The 23,583-nt window shown below is 72.3% G+C and carries 20 protein-coding genes; 13 read left to right on the plus strand and 7 right to left on the minus strand.

All coding sequences use genetic code 11. The features are described from left to right. Window positions 1–174: 174 nt before the first annotated feature. Genes GA0070621_RS27015 through GA0070621_RS27025 form a run of 3 tightly spaced genes read left to right on the plus strand, consistent with a single transcriptional unit; the run spans window position 175 to window position 4,334 of the window. Window positions 175–1,698: an ABC transporter ATP-binding protein gene (locus GA0070621_RS27015; RefSeq protein WP_331715223.1), complete on the plus strand. Its 1,524-nt coding sequence runs from the start codon at window positions 175–177 to the stop codon at window positions 1,696–1,698. Continuing rightward, window positions 1,695–3,050: an ABC transporter permease gene (locus GA0070621_RS27020; RefSeq protein ID WP_091201019.1), complete on the plus strand. Its 1,356-nt coding sequence runs from the start codon at window positions 1,695–1,697 to the stop codon at window positions 3,048–3,050. The genes GA0070621_RS27015 and GA0070621_RS27020 overlap by 4 nt, the downstream gene beginning before the upstream one ends. Window positions 3,051–3,053: 3 nt before the next feature. Further along, window positions 3,054–4,334 (plus strand): ABC transporter permease, encoded by a 1,281-nt coding sequence (locus GA0070621_RS27025; protein WP_091201021.1) that lies wholly within the window; start codon window positions 3,054–3,056, stop codon window positions 4,332–4,334. Window positions 4,335–4,367: 33 nt separating this feature from the next. Here the strand turns inward: GA0070621_RS27025 and GA0070621_RS27030 are convergent, their stop codons facing one another. Continuing rightward, window positions 4,368–5,321, minus strand: coding sequence for an AfsR/SARP family transcriptional regulator (locus tag GA0070621_RS27030; RefSeq protein WP_167667466.1), 954 nt, complete (start codon window positions 5,319–5,321; stop codon window positions 4,368–4,370). 657 nt (window positions 5,322–5,978) lie between these two features. On the opposite strand from GA0070621_RS27030, the gene GA0070621_RS27035 reads away from it, so the two are divergent. The 4 genes from GA0070621_RS27035 (at window position 5,979) to GA0070621_RS27050 (ending at window position 9,473) form a co-directional block, all read left to right on the plus strand. Continuing rightward, window positions 5,979–6,437 carry a hypothetical protein gene (locus GA0070621_RS27035; RefSeq protein WP_091201025.1) on the plus strand — a complete coding sequence of 153 codons (459 nt, stop codon included), beginning with the start codon at window positions 5,979–5,981 and terminating at the stop codon, window positions 6,435–6,437. Between the two features lie 129 nt (window positions 6,438–6,566). Further along, the gene (locus GA0070621_RS27040) at window positions 6,567–7,271 is read left to right on the plus strand and encodes a cytidine deaminase (RefSeq protein WP_091201027.1); all 705 of its coding nucleotides are present in this window, start codon (window positions 6,567–6,569) and stop codon (window positions 7,269–7,271) included. 129 nt (window positions 7,272–7,400) lie between these two features. Further along, window positions 7,401–8,681 carry a thymidine phosphorylase gene (locus tag GA0070621_RS27045; protein ID WP_091201029.1) on the plus strand — a complete coding sequence of 427 codons (1,281 nt, stop codon included), beginning with the start codon at window positions 7,401–7,403 and terminating at the stop codon, window positions 8,679–8,681. 111 nt (window positions 8,682–8,792) lie between these two features. After that, the gene (locus tag GA0070621_RS27050) at window positions 8,793–9,473 is read left to right on the plus strand and encodes a DUF4272 domain-containing protein (protein ID WP_091201031.1); all 681 of its coding nucleotides are present in this window, start codon (window positions 8,793–8,795) and stop codon (window positions 9,471–9,473) included. Window positions 9,474–9,510: 37 nt separating this feature from the next. Here GA0070621_RS27050 and GA0070621_RS27055 read toward each other — a convergent pair whose 3' ends face one another. Beyond that, entirely contained in the window at window positions 9,511–10,428 is a 918-nt protein-coding gene (locus GA0070621_RS27055; protein WP_091201033.1) for a putative RNA methyltransferase, read from the minus strand. Between the two features lie 191 nt (window positions 10,429–10,619). On the opposite strand from GA0070621_RS27055, the gene GA0070621_RS27060 reads away from it, so the two are divergent. After that, a complete protein-coding gene (locus tag GA0070621_RS27060; RefSeq protein ID WP_091201035.1) occupies window positions 10,620–11,696 on the plus strand; it encodes an adenosine deaminase in 1,077 nt (358 codons plus the stop codon). Here GA0070621_RS27060 and GA0070621_RS31025 read toward each other — a convergent pair whose 3' ends face one another. Further along, on the minus strand, window positions 11,697–12,038 hold the full coding sequence (locus GA0070621_RS31025; RefSeq protein ID WP_231920973.1) for a hypothetical protein: 342 nt from the start codon (window positions 12,036–12,038) through the stop codon (window positions 11,697–11,699). A gap of 460 nt (window positions 12,039–12,498) precedes the next feature. Here GA0070621_RS31025 and GA0070621_RS27070 point away from each other — a divergent pair, with 460 nt between their 5' ends. From GA0070621_RS27070 to GA0070621_RS27085, 4 genes are all read left to right on the plus strand, one after another. Then, on the plus strand, window positions 12,499–15,951 hold the full coding sequence (locus GA0070621_RS27070) for a sensor histidine kinase (RefSeq protein ID WP_091201039.1): 3,453 nt from the start codon (window positions 12,499–12,501) through the stop codon (window positions 15,949–15,951). Then, entirely contained in the window at window positions 15,948–16,352 is a 405-nt protein-coding gene (locus GA0070621_RS27075; RefSeq protein WP_091201041.1) for a roadblock/LC7 domain-containing protein, read from the plus strand. Before GA0070621_RS27070 ends, GA0070621_RS27075 begins: the two co-directional genes overlap by 4 nt. A 100-nt stretch (window positions 16,353–16,452) precedes the next feature. Beyond that, window positions 16,453–16,830: a DUF742 domain-containing protein gene (locus GA0070621_RS27080; protein WP_091202895.1), complete on the plus strand. Its 378-nt coding sequence runs from the start codon at window positions 16,453–16,455 to the stop codon at window positions 16,828–16,830. A gap of 1 nt (window position 16,831) precedes the next feature. Beyond that, window positions 16,832–17,425, plus strand: a complete 594-nt coding sequence (locus tag GA0070621_RS27085; RefSeq protein WP_091201043.1) for a GTP-binding protein — start codon at window positions 16,832–16,834, stop codon at window positions 17,423–17,425. A gap of 121 nt (window positions 17,426–17,546) precedes the next feature. On the opposite strand, the gene GA0070621_RS27090 is transcribed toward GA0070621_RS27085, so the two are convergent. The 3 genes from GA0070621_RS27090 to GA0070621_RS27100 all read right to left on the minus strand — a co-directional run bounded on the left by GA0070621_RS27090 (window position 17,547) and on the right by GA0070621_RS27100 (window position 22,316). Then, window positions 17,547–18,767 carry an ABC transporter substrate-binding protein gene (locus GA0070621_RS27090; RefSeq protein ID WP_091201045.1) on the minus strand — a complete coding sequence of 407 codons (1,221 nt, stop codon included), beginning with the start codon at window positions 18,765–18,767 and terminating at the stop codon, window positions 17,547–17,549. Between the two features lie 129 nt (window positions 18,768–18,896). Then, window positions 18,897–21,266, minus strand: a complete 2,370-nt coding sequence (locus tag GA0070621_RS27095; RefSeq protein WP_167667474.1) for a transposase — start codon at window positions 21,264–21,266, stop codon at window positions 18,897–18,899. A 63-nt stretch (window positions 21,267–21,329) separates the two neighbouring features. Beyond that, a complete protein-coding gene (locus GA0070621_RS27100; protein WP_091201049.1) occupies window positions 21,330–22,316 on the minus strand; it encodes a DNA primase in 987 nt (328 codons plus the stop codon). 116 nt (window positions 22,317–22,432) lie between these two features. Here GA0070621_RS27100 and GA0070621_RS27105 point away from each other — a divergent pair, with 116 nt between their 5' ends. Then, complete coding sequence (locus GA0070621_RS27105) at window positions 22,433–22,774, plus strand: PadR family transcriptional regulator (RefSeq protein ID WP_091201051.1); 342 nt, start codon at window positions 22,433–22,435, stop codon at window positions 22,772–22,774. A gap of 106 nt (window positions 22,775–22,880) precedes the next feature. Here the strand turns inward: GA0070621_RS27105 and GA0070621_RS27110 are convergent, their stop codons facing one another. Continuing rightward, the gene (locus GA0070621_RS27110) at window positions 22,881–23,552 is read right to left on the minus strand and encodes a permease prefix domain 1-containing protein (RefSeq protein ID WP_091201053.1); all 672 of its coding nucleotides are present in this window, start codon (window positions 23,550–23,552) and stop codon (window positions 22,881–22,883) included. Window positions 23,553–23,583 lie beyond the last annotated feature (31 nt).

A 23,583-nucleotide genomic window follows, 5' to 3' on the forward strand; every position in this document is an offset into this window, starting at 1 on the left:
GATGACCCACGGCGTCGGGGCGGCCGGTGACCTTACCCCGAGGAACCGCTCCGGCTCGATGGCCGGCGCGGCAGCAGCTACGCTGCACCATCGCTCGCACTCCAGGAGGTTGCGCTGAGACTCGAACTGCGCGGCATCACCAAACGGTTCGGTGATCTGGTCGCCAACGACCACATCGACCTGACGGTGGAGCCTGGAGAGATCCACGCCCTGCTCGGTGAGAACGGCGCCGGCAAGTCGACCCTGATGAACGTGCTCTACGGGCTCTATCAGCCCGACGAGGGCGAGATCCTGGTCGACGGTCAGCCGCTGAAGCTGAAGGGCCCGTCGGACGCCATCGCCGCCGGGATCGGCATGGTGCACCAGCACTTCATGCTGGTGCCGGTGTTCACCGTGGCCGAGAACGTCATGCTCGGCGCCGAGCAGGTCAAGGGTGGCTTCACCGGCTTCCTCGACCGCCGGCGTGCCCGCCGTGAGGTGGCCGAGGTCTCCGAGCGGTACAACCTCCGGGTCGACCCGGACGCGGTGATCGAGGACCTGCCGGTCGGCATCCAGCAGCGGGTGGAGATCGTCAAGGCGCTCACCCGCGACGTCGACCTGCTGATCCTCGACGAGCCGACCGCGGTGCTCACCCCGCAGGAGACCGAGGAACTGCTCGCCGTGATGCGGTCGCTCAAGGCCGCCGGCAAGTCGATCGTCTTCATCACCCACAAGCTGGGCGAGGTGAAGGCCATCGCGGACCGGATCACGGTCATCCGGCGCGGGAAGACGGTCGGCACCGCCGAGCCGAGTGCCAGCCGGGACGAGTTGGCCGCGCTGATGGTGGGCCGCAGCGTCCGGCTGACCGTCGACAAGCAGCCGGCCACCCCGGGCGAGCCGATCCTCGAGGTCTCCGGCCTGGTCGTCGACGACGACCGGCAGGTACGCGCGGTCGACGGCGTCGACCTGACCGTGCACGCCGGTGAGGTGCTCGGCATCGCGGGCGTGCAGGGCAACGGCCAGACCGAGCTGATCGAGGCGATCATGGGCCTGCGGCCCGCGCTCGCCGGCACCGTCACCCTCGACGGCGAGGCCGTGCACGGCTGGCCGACCAAGAAGGTGCTCCGCGCCGGCGTCGGCTACGTGCCGGAGGACCGCAGCGTCGACGGCCTGGTCAAGGAGTTCTCCGTCGCGGAGAACCTGGTGCTGGACATCTACGACCAGCCGCCCTTCGGCAAGGGTCTGTCGCTCAAGCCGGACGCCATCGCGAAGTCGGCGAAGGAGCGGATCGAGCAGTTCGACGTCCGTACCTCCTCGGCGGACACGCCGGTGGGCACCCTGTCCGGCGGTAACCAGCAGAAGGTGATCGTGGCCCGGGAGCTTTCCCGGCCGCTGAAGCTCTTCATCGCCGCGCAGCCCACCCGGGGCGTCGACGTCGGCTCGATCGAGTTCATCCACAGCCGGGTGATCCGCGAACGGGACATCGGCACCGCCGTCATGGTGGTCTCCAGCGAACTGGACGAGGTGATCGGCCTGGCCGACCGGATCGCGGTGATGTACCGCGGCCGGATCATCGGCGTGGTCGGCCCGGACACCCCACGCGAGGAGATCGGCCTGCTGATGGCCGGCATCACCCCGGACAGCGCCACGGCGACCGACGGCACCGGCGGCGCGGCGGCCCCCGCCCCCGACGGCCCTGGCAACGAGGAAAAGGCATGAGCAACCCCAACCCGGTGTCGGGCTCCCCGGACAAGGAACCGGCGACCGAGACGCAGGAGGCGCGGAGCGAGGCGCGGGCCAACCCGACCGCGCCCGCCGGCGACGCCGAGCGTGCCGTGACCGCCACCGCGACCAAGGAGCCCCCCGCCGAGCCTCGCCCGTCGCTGGGCCGGCTGTTCCTGGAGAACCTCTGGGCGGCGAACACGGTCACCGTGACGGTGCTCGCCGTGCTGCTGGCGATGCTGGTCGGCGCGGTGCTGATCATCATCTCCGACCCGGAGGTGCTGGCGACCTACAGCTACATCACCGCCCGGCCGTCGGACGCGCTCAACTCGAGCTGGACCGTGGTCAGCGAGGCGTACGCGAACCTGTTCAAGGGTGCCGTCTTCGACCCGGACGCCACCGGCTTCACCGCCGCGCTGAGCCCGATCTCGGAGACGCTCACCTACACCGCGCCGCTGGTCTTCACCGGCCTGGCGGTGGCGCTCGCCTTCCGGGGCGGCCTGTTCAACATCGGCGCCCAGGGCCAGGCGACGATCGGTGTCATCCTCGCCGCCGCCGCCGGCTTCGCGCTGCCGCTGCCGCCGGGGCTGCACCTGCTCGTCGCGCTGCTCGCCGGCGCGGCCGGCGGCGCGCTCTGGGGCTTCATCCCGGGCATCCTCAAGGCGCGGACCGGCGCCCACGAGGTGATCAACACGATCATGCTCAACTACGTGGCGGTCTACTTCCTGGCCTGGATCATCATCCAGGACGGCGTGCAGAACCCGCGGCGCGCCGACGCGATCAGCAAGCCGGTCGACGCCTCCGCCCAACTGCCCCGGCTGCTCGGCGACAACCTGCGGGTGCACGCCGGCATCCTGCTCGCCGTGCTGGCCGCCGCGTTCGTCGCCTGGCTGCTGAACCGCTCGACGCTCGGCTTCGAGCTGCGCGCGGTCGGCGCGAACCCGGACGCCGCCCGGACCGCGGGCATCAGCGTCACGAAGACGTACGTGCTGGTCATGGTGATCGCCGGCGTGCTGGCCGGCCTCGGCGGCTCGAACATGGTGCTCGGCTCGACGGCGGACTCGCTCACCCCGCAGGTGGTCGCGCAGATCGGTTTCGACGGCATCCTGGTCGCACTGCTCGGCCGGGTGAAACCGTGGGGCGTGCTGATGGCCGCGCTGCTGTTCGGCGCGCTCCAGGCCGGCGGCAACCGGATGCAGTCGTACTCCGGGATCTCGCTGGAGCTGGTCACCGTGCTCCAGGCGCTCATCGTCATCTTCATCGCCGCGCCGGCCCTGGTGAAGGCGATCTTCCAGCTCCGGGCGGCCCGCGCGGCCCGGCTGCAGACGAGCCTCGCGAAGGGCTGGTGAGGCATGTCCACCATGGCTGTCCCCGAGGTCGCCGTCACCGCGGTCGACGAGGGTTTCTGGACGCGCGCCCGCAAGACCGGAACGGTCCTGCTGGGGCTGGGCGTGCTCGCGGCGGTGCTCTTCGGCGCGCTCGCCACCGGCCAGCAGGCCCGGTTCACGCTCAGCGAGACCGAGGGCGGTGCCGCCCTGGCGATCCAGGGCACGACCGGCGCGATCCTGTTCGGGATCATCGCCGCCGGGGCTGGCGGCGCCCTGCTCGCCGGGGTGCCGAAGCGCTGGTTCACCCTGCTGCTCGGCGTCGGGCTGGTCGCCTTCGTGGTGAGCTTCCTGTGCTGGCAGGTCTCCGCCGCTCCCGACGGTCGCAACTTCATGCCGCTGGTCAACGTCGTCCGCGGCACGTTCCTGCTGGCCCTGCCGCTGATCTTCGGTGCGCTGGCCGGGGTGCTCTGTGAGCGGTCCGGCGTGGTCAACGTGGCGATCGAGGGCCAGCTGCTGATGGGCGCCTTCTCCGGCGCGCTCTTCGGCAGCCTCTCCGGCAACGTCTGGGTCGGGCTGGTCGCCGCCGCGATCGGCGGCGCGTTCATCTCGCTGCTGCTCGCCGTCTTCGCCATCCGCTACCTGGTCGACCAGGTGGTCATGGGCATCGTGCTCAACCTGCTGGCGGTCGGCGTGACCGGCTTCCTCTACGAGCGGCTGATGCAGCGGGACGCGACGAAGTACAACAGCGCTCCCCGGTTCAGCAACTGGGAGATCCCGCTGCTCAAGGACATCCCGCTGATCGGTCCGGCGCTGTTCCGGGGCAACATCTTCCTCTACCTCGGCCTGCTGCTGGTGCTGGTCATCCACATCGCGCTGTTCCGTACCCGGTGGGGCCTGCGGACCCGGTCGGTGGGTGAGCACCCGACCGCTGCCGACACCCTGGGCGTGAAGGTGCTGCGGCTGCGCTACCGCAACGTCATCATGGCGGGGCTGGTGGCCGGCGTGGGTGGTGCCTCGTACACCCTGGCGCTGTACTCGTTCACCAAGAACATGATCGGCGGTAAGGGCTTCATCGCCCTCGCCGCGCTGATCTTCGGCCGGTGGAGTCCGACCGGGGCGCTGCTCGCGGCGCTCTTCTTCGGCTTCGCCGACCAGCTTGCGACGTATCTCGGCGCGATCGGCAGCAGCATCCCCAGCCAGTTCCTGGCGATGCTGCCGTACCTGGCGACGATCCTGGCCGTGGCCGGGCTGGTCGGCCGGGTGCGGGCCCCGGCGGCCGACGGCAAGCCGTACATCAAGGGCTGATGTGACGACGGTCGGGTGGCCTGGTCGACAGCGCTAGGCCACCCGGCTGTGCCCCGAAAGGCGCTCGACGGCGGAGCCCGCGCGGCTTGGTAGGAGTGAATAGGCCGCGTGAATGTGGGACACGGCCTCTTGAAGATGGCGTAGCAGATCCCACTCCTGGCTCGTCGCATCGGTGGGGTGCCGTCGGACCGACACGAGAGTCATCAGGTCGCGGTCGGTTCGAGCCGGCGAGTCTCCTGCGGTGGGCGGCAGGCCGTCGTCGCGCAGCGCCTCGTGAATCCGCCGCTCCGCAGCTCGCGCCGCAGGGCCCGGACGGGTGCCGAGCTCGTCCGCCAGGCTCCTCGCGAAGTCGCGATAGGCGGCCAGGGCCTCCGGGTGCCGGTGGCACAGCAGCAGGGCGTCCACCAGAAGCACCATGAATCGTTCGCCCGTCGGATTCAAACGGGTCAGACACCGCAAGTCGGCCACTGCCTCGTCCAGCCGCCCGAGCTCGATCTGCGTCTCGATCAGCCGTTCGGTAGCGGCCGCCCGGAGCTCGTCGAGGCGGTGTGCGTGGGCTCGAAGCTCGACTCCGTCCAGACCGTCGAGTGCGGGGCCGCTCCACAGCGCGAGAGCGTCACGATAGGTCGCCACCCCCGCTTCCGGCTGGCCCGCGGCGAGGTGTTCGGCGGCGGCACGCACATCCCGTTCGAAGCAGTGGGCGTCAATCTCGCTCGGATCGGCATTGAGCTGGTAGCCTCGCCCGCTTCGGCTGATGGTGACACCGTTCGCCCCGCCGAAACCCCGCCGAAGCATCGACACGCAGTTTTGGACCTGCTCACGAGCGGTGACGGGTGGACGCTTCTCCCAAACGGCGTCGACCAAGCGGTCCACCGAGACGCTCTTGTTGACGTTGGCCACCAGCATCGCCGCCAGCATGCTGGTGCGGCGTCCGCTCACCCCGGGAGCGTCCTCGATGCGTAGTGTGCCCAAGATTCTGAAACGCATGGCCTTACCCCCGTCTCGTACCGGCCCATGCATAGCCGGACTGGAGTCATCCTGCGGGCGCCCCTACCGGCTGTCAAGATTCATTTACGGGGGGAAATGCGGCCTGGGAGAGCGGCTCCATGCGGCCTGACCGGCGGATGGAGGGTGGCCGGGCGAAAACTGGCCGCGCTCGACCAAGCGATCCGCCTGGCGAGGCTCGCGTCAGGTCGACGTCGGCCGGCGGGGTGGCGGTCCGACCAGAGGGCGACGGCGGTGCCGGAGCGCTGGGCTCGACTCGTACGAGGTTGAAGCCTGGCGATTTGTCCGGTGCGCGCGGGCCTGCGGGGCCTGGCTGTAGCCACGCGGATAGGGTGAATTCCGCCAGCGGCCGTTGTGCTGGGAGACGGGGAGCGGCGGTCGTTCAATTGATATGTCGAACTCACCCATTTCTGGGATTCCAAACCTCGGCGAATGCCATCGGAGGCGATGCCGAATGACACGGTCGGACGAACCGCCCCTCCACTGCGCCGCAATCAAAACGCCATCGCTCCCGACTGAGGCGGAAGTTAGCGTTGCGATGGCTGTTCGATGGGCAGCGTTCCTACCTTGTTCCGGACGACGAGACGTCGATCTCAGCGGCAAGGAGGAAAGATGAAGAAGGCAATGTTTGGTCGGCGCGTGGCCAGCGCTCTTCTGGTGGTCGGGGCGATCGTAGGGTTCACCGTGGTGGCGGCACCGGCCACTCCGGCCTCGGCGGCCTGCAGCAGCGTGGTCGACGCGAAGTACGTGACGTTGAACGGCTCGATCATCAAGGGGTGGAAGCTCGCCCAGAGCACCGACTGCAACCAGCGCTGGGGGCAGATCGTCATCGACTACGTGGCGTCGGCGTTCGACACCCCGCTCGCCATCAAGATCGAGCGACAGATCAAGTCCCCCTACGGCTACTTCCTCGACGAGGCGAGCACCAAGACGAAGCTCTCGGCGCAGGGCCTGGAGGGCACCTGGAACACCACTCACATCACCAACTCTTCGGGCGACGCTGACAAGCACCGTATCTGCTACGGCTACGGGGTGAAGAGCGGCACCAGCTGGGTGCTCCCCTCGACCTGGGACGGCTGCACCAGTTGGGTGTACTGACCCGATAGGGCGTACTGGCCCGATCCACCGCGTTGGTCGGCCGGGGCTGCCCGGTCGGCCAACGCGTGTCGTGGGCGGCGCACGGAACGCCCCGTGCCAGCGAGAATCGGCATTCGGCAGAATGGCAGGATGACCGAGATTGACTGGGAGCGGCTGCGGGCCGCCGCCGTTGAGGTGATGCGGCACGCGTACGTGCCGTACTCGAAGTTCCCGGTCGGGGCGGCCGCCCTGGTCGACGACGGCCGGGTGGTGGTCGGCTGCAACGTGGAGAACGCCGCGTACGGCGTGGTGCTCTGCGCCGAGTGCGGGGTGGTCTCCTCGCTGCACGCCACCGGCGGTGGCCGGATCGTCGCCCTTTCCTGCGTCGACGCCACCGGTGAGCCGCTGATGCCCTGCGGCCGGTGCCGCCAGCTGCTGTGGGAGCAGGGCGGCCCGGAGTGCCTGATCGAGGCCAAGGGCGGCCCGCTGCGGATGGCCGAGCTGCTGCCGCACGCGTTCGACGTGGCCGACCTCGACGCGGTGACCGGCGAGCACCCGGTGCCCGTGGTGCCGGACCGGCTGGCCGCCTGGCGGGGGCGGGGCACGGTCTTCGTGCACCCGGACCTCTCCGCCGGGCAGCAGGTCTGGACGGCGTACTGGGAGCGGTCGGCCGGGGACAGTGAGGGCGCCGAGACCGGCGTGCTGGAGGAGGGCCCGACCTGGGACGACCCGGCCGAGGCGATCACCTGGGGGTTGGCTCGGACACCGCGTGTGGTGGTGGTTGACGCGTCGGGCACCATCTTCTGGGCCGGTGAGGGTGAGCCTCCGCTGGAGATTCCGGTCCGCTGGGGTTGAGCTTGGGGGATGGGGCCGACCGCGCCCGGCTCCGGGCGGTCAGGCTTGATCCCTCCGCCGGTCACGGTCGGCCCCCTCGGTGGTCGCGGTACGCGGATCGGTTTCGCAACGACTAGGAAAGATCATCTGATGAGTGCTTTTACGGCGGTTGACGTCATCCGGGCCAAGCGGGACGGGGGTGTGCTGAGCGACGGGCAGATCGACTGGGTCGTCGACGCGTACACCAAGGGGCTGGTGGCCGACGAGCAGATGTCGGCGCTGGCCATGGCGATCCTGCTGCGCGGCATGACCGGGCCGGAGATCGCCCGGTGGACCGCCGCGATGATCGCCAGCGGGGAGCGGCTGGACCTTTCGTCGGTGACCCGGCCGACCGTGGACAAGCACTCCACCGGCGGTGTCGGCGACAAGATCACCCTGCCGCTCACCCCGCTCGTCGCCGCCTGCGGCGCGGCGGTACCGCAGCTTTCCGGTCGGGGCCTCGGCCACACCGGCGGCACGCTGGACAAGCTGGAGTCGATTCCCGGCTGGCGGGCCGCGCTGAGCAACGCGGAGTTCATCGCCCAGCTCCGCGACGTCGGCGCGGTGATCTGCGCGGCCGGCGACGGGCTGGCCCCGGCCGACCGCAAGCTGTACGCGCTGCGCGACGTCACCGGCACGGTGGAGGCGATCCCGCTGATCGCCAGCTCGATCATGAGCAAGAAGATCGCCGAGGGGACCGGCGCGCTGGTGCTCGACGTGAAGGTGGGCTCCGGCGCCTTCATGAAGACCGTCGACGACGCCCGCGAGCTGGCCCGGACCATGGTGGAGCTGGGCAAGGCGCACGGGGTGCGGACGGCGGCCCTGCTCACCGACATGTCCACCCCGCTCGGCCTGGCCATCGGCAACGCGGTCGAGGTGACCGAGTCGGTCGAGGTGCTCGCCGGTGGCGGCCCGGCCGACGTGGTGGAGCTGACCCTGGCGCTGGCCCGGGAGATGCTCGACGCCGCGGGCCTGCCGGACGCCGACCCGGCGGCGGCGCTGCGCGACGGCCGGGCGATGGACTCCTGGCGGGCGATGATCCGGGCACAGGGCGGCGACCCGGACGCCCCGATGCCCACGGCGAACGAGGTCGAGGTGGTCCACGCCGACGCCGACGGCTACGTCGCCGGGATCGACGCGTACGCCATCGGAGTGGCCGCCTGGCGGCTCGGCGCCGGCCGGGCCCGCAAGGAGGACCCGGTGAGCATCCCGTCCGGCGTGGTGTTGCACAAGCGCCCCGGCGACCCGGTACGCGCCGGCGAACCCCTGTACGAGCTGCGCGCCGAGCACGCGGAGCGCATTCCGGCCGCGCTGGCCGAGGCGCGGCAGGCGGTCCGGATCGCCCCGGACGCTCCGGCCGCGCCACCGCTGGTGATCGAGCGGATCGGCTGATCGTTTCCGTTCGGTTCCGGCCGTGGTGCTGGCCTCGTCGACCGGCTATTCTCCCTGGCCAGGGGGACCCGATCGGCGATGAGCCGACGCGAGCAGACAGGGACCTGAGCCGTGCGCGTATCCGCCCCGGATCCCCGGGCCGTCCGTGAGGCGAGCCTCGACGAGTTGTCCCGGCTGGGTCTGCCGCTGCCCCCGGCGCAGTTCCCGCTCGTGTGGGAGCCGGGGGACGAGGTCGAGCTGCGTCCCACCGCCGAGATCGAGGCGCGGATCGCGGTGCTGCACCTGATCCTGGCCCGGTGCTTCGGGATGCCCGCGCAGGCGGCGATGAGCTGGCTGCTGGAGTCGCACCTGGTCGACACGGTGACTCCGCCCGAGTGGCAGTTCGTCATGGGCGGCAAGGGCGACCACCGCTCCTTCGTACTGCACCACGACGCGCTCTTCTCGCTGGCCTGGGTGCTGGGGCTGGCCAAGGAGCTGGACCCGACGGTGCCGGTCGACGAGCGGCTGGTCGAGCGGATGCCGAACCTGGTCGCCCGGGAGACCTTCCCGCAGTGGCGGGCCCGCATCCTGGCCGCGCCGCAGCATCCCGTCGACGCCGCCGCGCTGCTCGACCTGCACTACTGCCTGGACTGGGCGTACCTGGAGTCGGAGCACACCGGCCGGGCGCTGCCCGGGCTGGTGGACGCGAACGCGATCGGGCAGCGCCGGTGGGCGCTGGAGTGGGCGGTGGTGCTGCGTGGGCCGTACCACGACGAGCCGCCCGGCTGGGAAGAGGTCGACCTGTCCACCTGAGCGTGGTCCGCCGCTCGGGCGCGGCTCCGGAGCGCGGTCAGCGCGGCCGGTGCACGCCGAGCCGGACGGCGAGGGTCACCGGCACCGGCTCGGGCAGCGCGCCGATGCGCTCGGCCAGCCGGGCCGGGTCGGTGTGCCAGGCGCTCGGGCCCATCCCCACCAGGGTCGCCACCTCGGCGCGGCGCAGCGCCAGCCGGGCCCGGTGCTCGGTGGCCGACTCCTCGGTGAAGTGCGTGCCCAGGCTGCCGGCCACCCGGTCCGCCTTGGCCGGGTCCACCCGGAGCAGGTCGAGCGCGTCGACCAACTCGGCGAGGTGGTCTGCGGCCGGGGTGAGCACCAGCAGCGCGCCGGCCGGGTCGAGCACCCGGTGGAACTCCGGGCCGTTGCGCGGCGCGAAGACGTTCAGCAGCAGGGCGGCGGAGTGGTCGGCCAGGGGCAGCCGCTGCCAGGTGTCGGCGAGCGCCGCCGCCGCACGCGGGTGCGCCCGGGCCGCCCGGCGCAGCGCCGGCTTGGCGACGTCCAGGGCCAGGCCGACGGCGTCCGGCAGCGCCGCCAGCACCGCCGCGAGATACCAGCCGGTCCCGGCCCCGGCGTCCACCACCAGGGGGTACGCGGTCCCCGCCGCGCCGATCTCAGCCTGGCCGGGCGGCATGTCGGTGCGGCGCGGCCCGGCCGCCCGTACCCCGTCGACCACCTCGGCCGCGGTGGCGGCGAGCGCGGCGGCGACGGTGTCGTAGTGGCCGGCGGCGAGGAAGTCGGCGCGCGCGGCGACCATCTCGGCGCTGTCCCCGCTGTGCGGGGCGCGGCCGGCGAGCAGGTTGACGTACCCCTGGCGGGCGATGTCGAAGCTGTGCCGGCGCGGGCAGCGCAGCGCGCGGGCGGTGCCGGCGGTGGTCTCGGCAAGCGGCTCGGCGCAGACCGGGCAGCGCAGCCGGTCGAGGATCCGGGGGTCCACGTCAGAACTCCGGCGGACCTGCGGTTGATGACATGTCGACCAGTCTGCCGGCTCGGCCGGTCCGGTTCCCGCTCGGGCTGGCCCGCGTCGGCGCCGGCGTGGCGTTGCCGCTCCGCACGGACCCGGCTGGCGGTCCCGGGCCAGGGCCGGTCCAGTTTCGGGGCCGGACCGCCGGTGACTAGTGTCTGAGCATGGTCGCTATCCGTTACGAGGACATCGTCAAGGTCCCGAAGGCGCTGCTGCACGATCACCTCGACGGCGGTCTGCGGCCCGCGACGATCGTCGAGCTGGCCGCCGAGGTCGGCCACGAGCTGCCCGCCACCGATCCGGAGGCGCTCGGTCGCTGGTTCGTCGAGGCGGCGAACTCAGGCTCGCTGGAGCGTTACCTGGAGACGTTCGCGCACACCGTGGCGGTCATGCAGACCGCGCCCGCGCTGCGCCGGGTCGCCCGCGAGTGCGCGCTCGACCTGGCCGCCGACGGCGTGGTGTACGCGGAGGTCCGGTTCGCCCCGGAGCAGCACCTGGAAAAGAACCTGACCCTGGACGAGGTGGTCGAGGCCGTGGTGGCCGGCTTCGCGGAGGGCAGCGCCCTGGCCGCCGAGGCGGGCACCCCGATCCGGATCGGCACCCTGCTCACCGCGATGCGGCACGCCGCCCGCTCGCAGGAGATCGCCGAGCTGGCCGTCCGGCACCGGGACACCGGCGTGGTCGGCTTCGACATCGCCGGCGCGGAGGCGGGCTTCCCGCCCACCCGGCACCTGGACGCCTTCGAGTACCTCCAGCGGGAGAACTTCCACTTCACCATCCACGCAGGCGAGGCGTTCGGGCTGCCGTCGATCTGGCAGGCGATCCAGTGGTGCGGCGCTGACCGGCTCGGCCACGGCGTCCGGATCGTCGACGACATCACCCCGGGGCCGCCGCCGGTGCTGGGCCGGCTGGCCGCGTACGTCCGGGACAAGCGGATCCCGCTGGAGCTGTGCCCGTCGTCGAACGTGCAGACCGGGGCGGCGCCGTCGATCGCCGAGCACCCGATCGGGCTGCTGCGCGACCTGCGTTTCCGGGTGACCGTCAACACCGACAACCGGTTGATGAGCGGCACCTCGATGTCCCGGGAGATGGCGCTGCTGGTGGAGGCCTTCGGCTACGGCTGGAAGGAACTCCAGTGGTTCACGATCAACGCGATGAAGAGCGCCTTCATCCCGTTCGACGAACGACTGAAGATCATCGACGAGGTGATCAAGCCGGCGTACGCCAAGCTGCTCGGCTGATCACGGCTGCGCGTGCGGGTGGCCGGCGAGCAGGGCGGCCACCCGGCGCAGCACCTCACCGGCCCGGGCCGCCTCGGCGCCCAGTCCGGTCTGCCGGCGCAGCACGGCCGGCTCGCTACGCAGCAGCGTGATTCCGCGCCGGATCAGCAACCGGGGTGCCTTGCGCTGCTCGGACAGGTCGCGGGCGAGCCGGCGGACGAAGGTCGCCCCGCGCGGCCGGCGCAGCGCGTACGCCCCGGCGAGCAGGCCGCGGCGGCGGCACTCCTCGACGATCTCGGCGGCGAAGATCCCTTCGGCCACGAACAGTGGCGATCCGGCGAGATCGAATGGCCGGGTGGACACCCTGCGGTCCGCGCCGATCGCATAAACCGGCACTTCGGCCTTGCCGTCCTGGACCAGTCGGGCAATGGTTTCCACCGCTGCGGCCGCATCCCAGGACAGTGGTGACTCCCAGTCCACCTGTCCGTTTCGGAGTGGGCACGTAGGGTCATCGCCGTCCTTGTAGAAGTCGTCCAAGCACAGCACTGGAAGTCCGGTTCGTTGTGCGATGTACGACTTTCCGGAGCCGGAGGGGCCAGCAAGGAGGACGACGTGATGAGGGTGCTTCATTACCTTGGGTTACTCCGGACAGACGGATTGCTATCAAATTGCATCAACATCTCATCACACCTCCGGTGAGGGACAACCTGGGCTTTCTCTTTGCGGGGCGGCGTGATGGAATCTCGGAGGTCCGACCCGCCGGGTCGGTCGCTCGGCGTTGCCCACAGGCAACGTCCGGACGCGGTAATGCGAGGGCGGTGACGTGAGCAAACGGCCAAAGACGGCGGGCTCCTTCCTGTCGCGTCTACGCCGGCCGGCCAGCCGGCTTCGCGACATGCCGATCTGGTCCAAGCTCGGGCTGATCATGATCGTGCCGACCATCGCCACGGTCGTGGTCGGCACCAGCGGTCTGGTCGACCACCTGGGCACTCTCAACGATGCCAACCGGGCCGGCAACCTGGCCAACCTGATCGGCTACTCGGGTGACCTGGTCGACACCCTGCAGGACGAGCGGGTCACGGCCGTGCTCTTCCTCAACGCGGATCGCCCGGGCCAGACCGAGGCCGAGCGGGTCCAGACCAGGGCCCAGTACCAGGAGGCCTACAGTCGGGCCAACTCCCGGGTCGACCAGCGGAAGGGGCCCTACTCCCGGCAGCGGACCTCGATCAACGGCCTGCCGAAGAACTTCGAGGTTCTGCTCGACCGGATCGACCAGAACCTCTCCGACCTGCCGGGCACCCGCAGCCAGGTCTTCAACGGCAAGCTCACCATCACCGCCGTGGAGAAGGCGTACGAGGGTCTGATCAACGACCTGCTCGCGATCCGCGACTCGGCCACCCAGATGGCCGGCGACAACGACCTGAGTGACCGCATGCGCGCCGCCGCCGCGGTCGCCCGGCAGCGGGAATACCTCTCCCAGCGCCGCGTGGTCGTGCACCAGGCCCTGGTGGGCAAGCGCCTCACCCCGAATCTGCGCGAGCAGTTCATCGCCAGCGAAACCGGCCAGTCGCAGGCGTTGCAGAGCTTCAAGGCGGTCGCCACCACGGCCGACGCCGACTACTACGACCAGGTCGTGGCCGGCCCAGACCTGCGCCAGTTGACCAACTACTCCTCCCAGGTCAACGAGTACCAGGATGGCAGCCTGGCCCGCGTGACGTTCGGACCGGACCAGTGGGACGCCACGGTGGTGGCCAACACCGGTTTGATCCGGACGGTCGAGGCGAAGCTCGACGACAACGTGGTACGCCAGGCCGACCAGCTCCGCTCGGACACGCAGCGCCAGGTGCTCCTGGAGAGCGGCCTGCTGTTCGCCATGCTGGTGCTGTCCATCCTCTTCGCCTACCTGGTCGCCCGGTCGATGGCCCGGTCGCTGCGCGAGCTGCGGCAGGGCGCCCTCTCGGTGGCCCAGTACGGCCTGCCGCAGGCGGTGGCCCGACTGCGCGATCCGCAGGTCACCGGCCAGCTCTCTCCGATCCAGCTGGCCAACCAGATCGCCGAGCCGCTGCCGGTCCGCAGCAAGGACGAGTTCGGTCAGGTGACCGAGGCGTTCAACGCCGTCCACCTGGAGGCCGTCCGGACCGCCGCCGAGCAGGCCGCCCTCCGGGCGTCCGTCGCGACGATGTTCGTCAACCTGGCCCGCCGATCGCAGATCCTGGTCGACCGGCTGATCGGCCACCTCGACCGGCTGGAGCGCGGCGAGGAGGACCCGGACCGGCTGGCCGAGCTGTTCCAGCTCGACCACCTGGCCACCCGGATGCGCCGCAACGACGAGAACCTGCTGGTCCTCGCCGGTGCGGACTCCACCCGCGTGCAGCGCGAGCCGGCCGCCCTCATCGACGTGCTCCGCGCCGCCCAGTCCGAGGTCGAGCACTACACCCGGATCGAGTTCGGCGTGATCGACCGGGACATCGAGGTCGCGGCCCACGCGGTCAACGACATGGTGCACCTGGTCGCCGAGCTGTTCGACAACGCCACCGCCTTCTCCCCGCCGGACTCGCACGTCATGGTGGAGGCCCGGCGGGTGGGCGACCGCGCCTCGCTCTACGTCGAGGACCGGGGCATCGGCATCAGCGGCGAACAGCTGCGTGAGCTGAACGACCGGCTCGCCACGCCGCCGCAGGTGGACGTCGCGGTCTCCCGGATGATGGGTCTGGTCGTGGTCGCCCGACTGGCGTCCCGGCACGGGGTCAAGGTCGAGCTGCGGCCCGGTGCCGACCGGGGCACGGTGGCGGACGTCACACTGCCTACCTCGGTCCTGGTGCCGCGGGCCCTCTCCGGCCGGGGGCAGCAGGTGGCCGCCCTCCCGGCTGCGGCGAGCAGCCAGCAGCAGGCCGGCGGCCCGGCCCCGGCGTTCGGTGCCCTCGCCGCCTTCGGCAGCGGCCCGAACACCCCGCCGGCCCCGCGCCCCAGCGCGTCCGGCAACCAGGTGACGCTGGGCGGCCGCTCCTTCGATCCGACGCCGTCCAACGGCTCCGGCATTCCGGCCGCCGCCAGCGGTGGGCGGTCGATGCCGGCCTGGTCCGACCTCACCGGGGCGACCGGCGGGAGCGGCTTCGCCGGCGGCGAGGCGTTCGCCCCGCGGACGCCTAACGGCCAGCCGATCGACCCGCTGCCGCAGCGGCGCAGCCCGTCCGAGAGCGACCCGACCGGCACCGGCCAGCAGCCGGCCATCCCGCGCCAGCTGCCGAGCAGCCCCGAGGCTCGCCCGTACAGCCCGCCGCCGGTCTCCGCGCCGCCGCTGCCGCCGATCTCCGGGGTACCCGTCTCCGCCTCGCCGGTCTCGGGCCAGCCCGTCTCCGCCGCGCCGGTCTCCGTGCCGCCGCGTCCGGCCCCGCCGGCCCCCGCGCCGAGCTTCGGCGCCCCGCCGGCCTGGCCACCGGTCGCCGCGCCCGATCCGGCCGCCGCCCCACCGGTGCCGGAGCGTCTCGCCGCCGGCCTCGACATGACCACCGAGCTGCCCCGGGTCGCCCGCCCGGAGATGCCGCCGGCCGTCAACCGGCCGATGCCGGCGCCGGCGGCTCCGCAGCCGGCTACCCCGCAGCAGGGGGCCAACCGCCAGCGGTACGCGGACGAGACGATGGAGCTGCCGATCTTCCGCGAGCTCGAGTCGAACTGGTTCCGTACCCGCCGGCCGGGGCCGGAGGAGTCGGCCGCGGCACCTACCCCGGCGGCGAGCGGTGCCCCGACCCAGCAGTTCGCCAGGGTCGACGCCGCCGGCCGGGCCGTCCAGCAGACAACACCCGGGACGACAGGTAACACGCCGATGGCACACACTCCGACGGCCGGCGGAGCGCCGTACGACAACGGACCGGCGAGCGGGGGCGGGCGTCCCGGTTATGCCGAGGAACTGCCGAACCGGCGGGTGCCACAGCAGTCCGCTGGCTGGCAGACGGCGGCGGACGACGGTTGGCGGGCCGCCTCGGCTGCCACCGAGGTGCCGGTCGCCGAGACCACCCAGAAGGGCCTGCCCAAGCGGGTGCCGATGGCGCAGCTCGTCCCCGGTGGCGTCGAGAAGCCGAGCACGTCGGTGCAGCGCCGGACGCCGGAGGGTGTTCGGGGTCTGCTCTCGGCCTACCATCGGGGCGTACAGCGGGGGCGTAACCACCCGTCCGACAGCAACTCGGCCGGCCCGGAGGCGACTCTGGGCGGGCAGCAGTCTTCGCAGTCTGGCTCAGGCCCGGTGGCCGGGAGCGGGCAGAAGGAGCAACAACGATGACTAGTACGCAGGATCTCGGATGGCTGCTCGCCAACTTCGCCGACCGGGTGCCCGGTGTGGCGCACGCGGTCGCGGTCTCGGCCGACGGCCTGCTCCTCGCTTCGTCCCGTGACCTTCCGCGGGACCGTGCGGACCAGCTCGCGGCCATCGCGTCCGGCCTGGTCAGCCTGACGCAGGGCGCGGCCCGTTGCTTCGAGGGCGGGGCGGTGCTGCAGACAGTCGTCGAGATGGACAACGGCTTTCTGTTTCTCATGTCCATTTCGGACGGTTCCTCGTTCGCGGTGCTCGCCGCGCGGAGTTCCGACGTCGGCCAGGTCGGTTACGAGATGGCTCTGCTCGTCGACCGGGTGGGCGACGCCCTGACCCCGCAGCCGCGTTCGGCTGTCGGGATGATGGGCTGATCGACGCGCTGACCAGTGGGTCAGGAGCGGCAACAACTACGACAACGACGGGTGTCACCGGAACGAGCCGGTACCGGATACGAAGGAGGTGAGCGGCGACATGGTCGATCGTGACGAGCCGACCGGCGCGTTGGTCCGTCCATACGCCGTGACCCGAGGTCGTACCCGTCCCCGACTCGAGATCGCCTTGGAGGCGCTCGTCGAGACGACGGTGCGCGGCCGGGCCATTGCCACTGGCAATGGCGGCCAGAGCCGTGAGCACCAGTACATCGCCGCGCTGTGTGACGGACGCGTGCAATCGCTCGCCGAGATCGCGGCGCGGATGCAGCTTCCGCTGGGCGTGGCCCGGGTGCTCATCGCCGACATGGCGACGGACGGCCTGGTCGCGGTGCACGAGCCGACCATTTTGGACGACTCCGACGACGCGGTGGGCACTGAACTGCTGGAGAGGGTGCTGAGTGGACTTCGCAGGCTCTGACATGTCGCACCGGCCGCCGGCCCAGAGCGGGCGCGTGACGTCGGCGAAGATCGTTATCGCCGGTGGATTCGGCGTTGGCAAGACGACGCTGGTCGGCTCGGTCTCGGAGATCACGCCGCTGACCACCGAGGCGATCATGACTTCCGCCGGCGTGGGCGTCGACGACACCCGGCAGGTGCCGGGCAAGACGACGACCACGGTGGCGATGGACTTCGGTCGTATCTCGATAGACCGTGATCTGATCCTGTACCTTTTCGGTACGCCGGGTCAGACCCGGTTCTGGTTCATGTGGGACGAGTTGGTCCGCGGTGCCATCGGCGCCGTGGTGCTGGTCGACACCCGTCGACTGGCCGACTGCTTCGCCGCCATCGACTTCTTCGAGCACCGGCGGCTGCCGTACCTGGTGGCCATCAACTGCTTCGACGGCATGCAGTACCACAACCCGCAGGACGTCCGGGACGCGCTGGCCATCTCCAGCGACGTGCCGGTGGTGGCGTGCGACGCCCGGAACCGGGAGTCGACCAAGCACGTGCTGATCTCGCTGGTCGAGTACGTGCTCACCATGCGGCGTTCGCGGGCGGTCGCACCCGCCTGACCGGCGTGCCGAAGCGCCCGGTGACCTCGCTGGTCACCGGGCGCTGAGTGCTGCCCGCAGAACGCCGGCCGGGCCCGGAGGACGGGGTGGTGTCGGGCTCGGCGCCGGCCGGATCGGACGGTCAGGAGTACCGGCTCCAGGCGGCCCGGCTGACCACGTAGACGGCGAGCGAGTCCCGTTCCATGCCGCCGTGGCGGATCGGGGCGAAGGCGTACCCGCCGGCGATGCCCTCGGTCACCTGGGTCTGGAGGTACGCCCGCAGCCGGCCACGGTCGACGCTGCTCGCCGATCGGGCCGCCGCGGCGAGCAACTGGACCGCGTCCGAGCCGTACGGGGCGAAGCCGCTGAAGCTGCCGTGCCGCTGGATGTAGCGGTAGGTGAAGTCCCGTCGGGCCAGTTCCGCGGTGGTGGTCGCGGTCAGCGTGCTGGCGGCGAGGCAGGACGGGTGCACGGCGTACGCCCCTTCGACGGCGGCGGCGTTGGCCCCGGAGAGGGTGTCCTCGGCGACCGCGCCCGGGTCGAAGAAGATCGGACCCCGGTGGCCGGCCCGTCGCAGTTCCCGGGCCGCGGCACCGGAGTCCGGGGCGGTGCCCCAGACGATGATCCCGTCCGGCTCGCCGGCCGTCGTCCGACGGGCGACGGAGGTGAAGCTCCGGCCCGAGGCGGGCAACCGGACGGTGCGTACCAGTGCCACGTCGACGTCGCGCAGCGCGCTGCGCACCGCCTGCACGCCCGAGTCGCCGTGCAGCCCGGCGGCGGCCAGCACGGCGACCCGCCGGATCCCCAGTGACTCGATCAGGCGGGCCATCCGGCGGGCCACGTCGCCCGCGTCCGGGGTGAGCTTGTAGATGTACGTGCGCTGAGCCAGCGGAAGTACGATGTCGTCCCCGGCGGCCAGCGACACGAACGGCACCTGGAGCTTCTGGGCGACCTCGACGATGGCCATGGAGTTCTCCGTGGAGGTGCCGCCGACCAGCGCGTGCACCTGGGTCCGCCGGGTCAGCTCGGTGGCCTGCCGGGCCGCCTCCTGGGGGTCGCTGCGGTTGTCCCGGAACTCCACCCGGACCGTACGCCGCAGGTTGCCGACCGGGATGCCGGTGAGGTTCAGCTCCTCCACGGTGATCTCCATGGCCCGTTGCTGAAGTACGCCGAGAGCCGCCCCCTTGCCGGTCAGCTCCAGGCTGGCGCCGATCACCAACTCGTGGCTGTTGGGCGCGGAGTTGTCGCCGGTCCGGCCGTCGTCCGATTGCTGCCCGCACCCGGCCAGCAGCAGGCTGCCGGCTGCGGCGGCGAGGACGCCCCGACGGGTAAGCACGGAGGAGTCGAATGCCGGTGTCGCCATTGGAATCGCCTTCCCACCCCGGCGACGTCCGCCGCCGGCTGTTCCGCCGGTATGCTCCCGGCCGGCCCAACCCGGCGTCAAATTATCCGGGTGTGGGCAGAAACACGCAGGTGGGTAGGGCGATTCCGATCAGGACCGGTAGCCGGCGGAACGGTACTCGTATTCCCGCTCGTCGTCGCGGTCGCCGGTGTCGCGGCTGAAGTCCCAGCCACCGGCGGCCTCCCGCCCCGGACGACCGCCGACGGCGAAGCCGCCGATCTCCTGGCCGCGACGCCAACCGCGGAAGTAGCCCGTGGTGTTCTCGGCGAGGCTGGCCGCGTTCCGCACGATCCGCAGTGGCCGCTCGTCGCGCAGCGGCGAGCCCGGCACCAGGTTGGCCTGCGGGACGCGCTTCGGCAGGCCGGCCTTGGTCTCCGAGCCCACCGCCGGGCGGGCCGCCTGCTCGGCGGCCTGCCAGCCGGTGTCGGCGGTGCTCGACCAGTCCAGATCGGCGTCGTCGCCGTGCCCGACGAACCAGGCGGACTTCGCCTGGGCGAAGATCAACAGGTCGCCGTCGCCCTCGTCGGAGACCGGCGGCGGCCGGTGCTCCTTCGGCGCGGGCGGCTGCTCCTGGTCGCGGCGCGGCGCCAGACGTGCCGAGTTGGCGTGGTCGAGGCGCTCCGGCGCGGCGGGCAGGTCGGCGCGGGGTGCGGGCCGGCCGGACCGGTCGGCCCGCTGCTGGTCGACCAGCCGCAGCGACCGGGCGTCCAGACCTGGGTCGGTCGGCGGGTCCAACTCCGCACGCAGCGCCCGGTCGGCCAGCGGTGGTGGCTCCACCAGCCGCAGCATCGGTGGCTCCTGGGGCAGGTCGTCGGCGAGCCACGGCGGGGTGACCCGGCTGGTGCCGGGATCGCTCGGCGCGTCCACGCTCCGGTCGCCGTACGGGTAGCCGGCCGGCGCCTCCACGGCGCGATCGTCCTGCTCGTTGTTGACCAGCGGCCAGTTGGCGCGGGAACCCGGGGGAGCGGCCTCCTGCCCGGGGCGCGGCGTCGGCACCGGGACGTTCAGATCGGTGGCACTGAAGCCGCCGGTCGGTGGCTCCTGGGTGGTCTTGGGGCGCGGTGGGATGACCGTGCGCTGGCGCTCGGCGCGGGCCTTGTTGATCGCCGCGGTGGTCAGCGTCGGGCGGAACGGCTCGCCGGCCTCGGCCGGCGGCACCTTGCTCCGCTGCGCCGGGGCGATCGGGGTGATCCCGGGGGGCGGGGGAGGCGGCGCGGAGATCGGCCGGTTGGTAGGTCCGTCCACGCGCTGGGGCATCGGCGCGCCGGTCGGCTCGGGACGCGACGGCGGAGCCGAGGTCGGCCGGCCGGCCGCGGCGGCCGGGACGACCGGCGCGGGGGCGACGGGCGGCGGTGCGACCGGTGGCGGGGCGACCGGAGGCGGGCCGAGCGGCCGAGGCGACGCCGGTGCGGCCGGCCCGGAGACCGGCTCGGGGCGGCCGCGTCGGCCCACCGGCTCGGGCTCCGTCGGCCGGACCGACCGCAGACCGGCGCCGGCGTTGGTGGTCTCGGGTCGCTCCTCGACCGACTCGCCGCGCCGGGCGGCGGCCCGGCGGCCGGGTGCCGGGGCGGGCGTGCCGACCCGGGCGCTGAGCGCACCCACCAGGGCCTCGCAGCCGGCGTCGCAGGCCCGTACGGAGGAGACCGCCTGCCGCACCGTCTCGGCGACGGCGGCGGTGAGCGCCCGGTTGACGGTGGCCCGCCGGGGCGTCTCGGCGATGGCGACCCGCAGCGCGGTCACCGCGTCGTTGATGGTGTCGGCGTCGGCGACGCCCTCGGCCGCCAGGTGCGCGGCGACGGCGTCCGCGGCGACCGACACCTCGCGGCCCCGGGCCACCGTGCCGCTGAGCATGCCCGGCTCCGGCAGCGCGTCGAGGACGGCCAGGGAGACCGGCTCGGCCGGGTCCGGGTAGGCCCGGAGGGCGGCCGGGTAGAGCTCGCGGAGCACCTCGCGCAGCGCCACGGCGGCGGAGTGCCGCCCGCTGGCCAGCGCGGCGTGCGCGGCGAGGACCTGCTTGAAGCCGGCCAGGTCGCGGGGCGCCGGCAGGGTGACCGCGGAGAGGGCGCCGGCCTGCAACGCCCGGGCCAGCCCGACCGCCCGCCGCTCGGCGGGCGGGGACTGCATCTCCTCCAGCGAGTCGTCGTCGGCGAAGCGCTCGGCGAAGTCGTCGACGGAGTCGTCGTCGGCGATCGCCAGCGGCCGGCCGGCCGCGCTGAGCAGCGAGGTGACCGTGTGGTCGTCACTGTCGGCAGCGATGGCCGCACCGCTCGGCCCGCCCGACCGCTCCACGAGCAGCGCGACCAGCTGGGCGTAGCCAGCGGGGTCGTCGCCGATCTCGCAGACATGCAGCAGACGGCCTGCGTCGTCGACCACAGCGGACGTCAGCGCCGAACCGGCCGAAGCCGGCTGGTCGGCCGGATCCGCCGAGGCCAGACCGCAGTACACGCGCACGAGCGCCACGGCGTCGTCCTCCTCCCGGACACAGGGCTTGCTCTGCCAGAGACTGATGCTCCCCGCTACGGGTCAGTCGCGCCAGTCCACAACAGCAGAGATCTTGCCGACAATGGTGCGCCAACCCAAACTTGCGGTCTGTGCCCCGATTTTCTTCAGTCGGCGTCGACCCAGGAAACCGCCGATCCCGCCGTTGGTCGTCGCCCGCAGGGCCTCGTCCAGGTCGTCGAGGCTGGAGCCGGCGGAGAGCATGTCCAGTACGGCTGGTAGCCGCAGCCCGTACGCCACGTCACGGGCGATCTCGCCGGCCTCGATGAGGAGCGTGGCATCCCAGGCGTCGTGGCCGCCGCGGAGGTTCTCCACCACGAGGTCGAGCTCGTAGGTGTCCTCGTCCAGCGGCGCGATGTCGGCCGGCTCCACCCGTTCGGACAGTTCATTCCAACTGTCCAGTTGAGACAGGTCGTTGGGCGCACCGGAACGGACGAAACTGACCAGGGACTCCGGGGTCTTGAACAGCAGCAGCCGGCCACGGTGGCTGAGGAAGATCGGGACCTCCTCGTCGCCGGCGTCGTCTGCCTCGTCCTCGTCCTCTTCGCCGTCCTCGTCCGCAGCCTCGTCGTCCTCGTCGGCGTCCGTGGCCTCGGCCCCGGCGCGCCGGCGTCCCTTCGGCCGCCCCTTCCCGGCCTCCTCGTCCTCCTCGGCGGAGAGCGCGGCGAACTCCTCGTCGAGGATCACCACCTCCTCGTCGTCCTCGGTCTCGACGACCTGGCGACGGGCGAGGAAGGGGTCCTCCTGGTCGCGTTCGGCAACGTCCGTCGGCGTCAGCTCCCGCGCCGGCCGGTACGCCCGGAGGGTGAAGCCGGTGCCGGCGGGCAGGGCGATCTCCACCGGGTCGATCCGCAGCTCATCCCAGAGCGTGCGGTCCGGGGCCGGGCGATCGGCCTCGACCTCGTCTTCGGCGGCCGACGCGGTGGTGTCGTCGAGCTCGGGCTCGTCGGCGTCGGGCCGTTGGGGCGACTGGCGGGCCACGCTGACCTCCGTGTGCTTCGGGTTGCCCACCCGGCGACGCCTCCGGCCGCCGAGTGACTCTGCGCACATACCCTAGTGGGCGACCCGGTGGGCCGGGAGTCCACCCCGGTGGCGTCCCGGCCAGCAGACAAGTAGCCTTGCTACGTATGAAGGCGCAGGCGCTGCACGGACACCTGGACGCGCTGCTGCTGGCGGTGCTGGAGCAGGGCGCCCTGCACGGCTACGCGATCATCGAGGCGCTCCGGGCACGCAGCGGGGGCAGCCTGGACCTGCCCACCGGCACCATCTACCCGGCACTGCGCCGCCTGGAGCGCGCCGGCTACGTGGCCAGCTCGTGGAGCACGGTCAACGGTCGGGAACGACGCACCTACCAGCTCACCGAGGCCGGCGGCCGGGCGCTGGCCGGCGAGCGGGCCGGCTGGCGCGAGTTCAGCGCGACGGTGGGCCGCTTCCTCGGCGCCGACGAGCCGCCCGCCACGCCGGCCTGACCGCACCCGCCCGATCGGGCCGGGACCCGCCCCCGCCCCCGGGTCTGTCCGCATCCGCCCAGGTCTGCCCGCATCCGCCCGCCGCAGGACTGCCCGGCGGGGACCGTCAGCAGGCGCTCAGCAACCAGCAGCGGGTCGCCCGGGCGAGCGCGAACCAGCCGGTGCCGACCAGCATCGCGCCGATGATCATCGGTGGCCAGGTCAGGGCCGCCTCCCAGAGGCCGACCGACCAGCCGAACAGGGCGGTGCCGGCGAGCGCACCGCCCGCCAACCCGCCGGTCAGCCCGTAGCCCACCGCGCGGGCCAGCCGGTTGAGGCGGGACGACCCGTACCGGGCGGCCAGGAAACCGAGCAGCAGCCCGGCCACCGCCAGGCCGGCGACCAGCACCCAGATCCCGTTCAGCGAGGCGTGGAGCACCAGGTAGCCCGCCGGTGGCCGGGGTCCCTCGCTCCAGCTCGATCCGCGCCAGGTCAGGTCGCCGCCGGCCATCAGCGCCACCGCCACCACCAGCGCCCGCAGCGCCAGCCCGCGCAGCGCGCCCGCCGCCAGCTCGGCCTGGTAGCCGGGGACCAGCTGGGTCGGGCTGCCGAACTCGGCCACCGCCCGCCGCTCGGCCTCCGCCGGCGACAGGCCACCCTCCCGGTACGCCTCGACGGCGTCCAGCAACGCGTGTCGCGCCTCGGTGAGCAGGTCGGCCTTGAGGCGGGCCGGGCCGCGTAACCGGCCGGCCAGCTCGCCCAGCCGCTGCTCCACGAGCACGTCCTGGTAGCCCCGCATGCCACCACCCTGCCATCCGGCGGCGGTGGCC

It is taken from the genome of Micromonospora narathiwatensis (assembly GCF_900089605.1).
Taxonomy (GTDB): domain Bacteria; phylum Actinomycetota; class Actinomycetes; order Mycobacteriales; family Micromonosporaceae; genus Micromonospora; species Micromonospora narathiwatensis.